We start from the raw sequence: 1,631 nt of genomic DNA, 5'->3' as shown, positions 1-1,631 counted from the left end.
TTCTTATCCGCTTTTTCATTGTCTGCGATTACAAGCCGGAGACGGGTAGCGCAGTGAGCTGCTGAAATAATGTTTTCCTTTTTTCCTACATGCTCATAAATTTCCCGGGCCGTTTTTCTGTAGTCCATAACTTCCTCCTTTTTATTATGTTATCGTTTCCATATAAATTTCTTTGTATTCTGTCAATTTTTTCTGTTTTATATACGTTTATTATATGGAATCGTTCTCATATCTTGTTTTTATTATATGCCTGTATTTTCTGATTGTAAAGCCGTAAAAACCAATAAATCTCCATGATAAAAATTGTGTATAATCACCAAAATATCCGTTCTTTTCCCGGTAAAAAACAAAATGAAGCGCTTTTATTGACCGGAAAAGTCCGTACAAAATATGCTGCTTTCCTGGCAAATAAAAACAGGAAGATCTGGCTTTGTTTACCCAGACTCTCCCTGCTTGTGAGAATTTTCTTACATCATTCAGTTTTCTCTATGTGAATTTCTGAGAACGATTTCACATCCCATTTTAATTTCTTTTCTGATTCCTTCTTCGTTTTCCATCAGATCTGCAAGCATAGAGGCTGCCTCCATACCGCTTGTTTTATAAAAAAAATGTACAGTTGTCAGCTTTGGTTCAATTATTTTGCCAAAAAAACTGTCTCCAATTCCCACAACCTGTATATCCTGCGGAATTCTCAGCCCCAGTTCCTTTATACAGGTAATTGCCCCCACAGCCATTGTATCTGTGGCGCAGATCAGAGAATCAATAAGAGGGGTCTGCTGCAAAAGCTCTTTTGCACACTCATATCCTGATTCCATGGTAAAATTGCCGATTTTCATTCTCTCCGGCACAACAGGAACCTTTTTCTTATGAAGAGCAGCCTCAAATCCTTTGCGCCGTTTTGCTCCAACTGCTTCGTCCCTGTCTGTAACCCCGATATATGCCGCGTTCTGACCTTTTTCCAGAAGTTTTTCTGTTATCATATAAGAAGCATAATAATCATCCTGATAAACGCAGGGATATCCCTCCAGCCACTGTCCCAGAATTACAATGGGAACCTTGTATTCCTTCAGCATCTGTTTATGCTTTCTGGTAAACATGGTGGCAATAAAAATCACTCCGTCCACCTGATTGTCCCTGAAAAGAGACAGAGACTTCAGTTCCTCCTCAATATCATTATTTGTATTTGCAAGAATGATCTGATACCCTCTTTTTGCAAGAACATCACTGATTCCTGCTACCTCGCGGCTGATCGTATCTGAATTGATTTTAGGCAGTACAACTCCTACCAGCTTTGTTTTCTTTGTACGAAGCATCTGCGCCTGAGTTGACGGCTGATACCCGGTCTCCTCAATCACTTTCCTGATTTTTTCCTTTTTTTCTTCGCTGACATAACCGTTATTCAGATATCTGGATACTGTTGTTCTGGATACCCCGGCAAGCCTGGCAATCTCATTAATATTCATGATACCTCCCGTACCTTTCGCCCGTCTTTACAAAACATCATCTGAAATATACGAACTTTTCCTTTATTTTATCATTCTATCAAATTGCCTTTATCATTGCCACCCTGATCTTTTCTGTATTCTTTCTATAGTTACTGTCAAGTAATCGTTGGCACTTTTTTCATACAG

2 protein-coding genes are annotated in these 1,631 nt (G+C 39.1%); both read right to left on the bottom strand.

Annotated elements, in window-relative coordinates:
* Positions 1 to 128, bottom strand: a 128-nt coding sequence (locus QVP40_RS13880) for a PTS transporter subunit EIIB (protein ID WP_288200370.1), incomplete at its 3' end; no start/stop codon positions are given.
* A 348-nt stretch (positions 129 to 476) separates the two neighbouring features.
* Positions 477 to 1,463: a LacI family DNA-binding transcriptional regulator gene (locus tag QVP40_RS06915; protein WP_022067743.1), complete on the bottom strand. Its 987-nt coding sequence runs from the start codon at positions 1,461 to 1,463 to the stop codon at positions 477 to 479.
* Positions 1,464 to 1,631: the final 168 nt, after the last annotated feature.

Source organism: Blautia sp. CAG:257 (genome assembly GCF_000433815.1).
GTDB classification, from domain to species: domain Bacteria; phylum Bacillota; class Clostridia; order Lachnospirales; family Lachnospiraceae; genus Blautia_A; species Blautia_A caecimuris.
This window is presented reverse-complemented; position numbering and strand designations above follow the sequence as displayed.

Bases quoted from the DNA above. Each gene is read 5' to 3' on its own strand.
- QVP40_RS06915 (WP_022067743.1), bottom strand. From the start codon at position 1,463: ATGAATATTAATGAGATTGCCAGGCTTGCCGGGGTATCCAGAACAACA.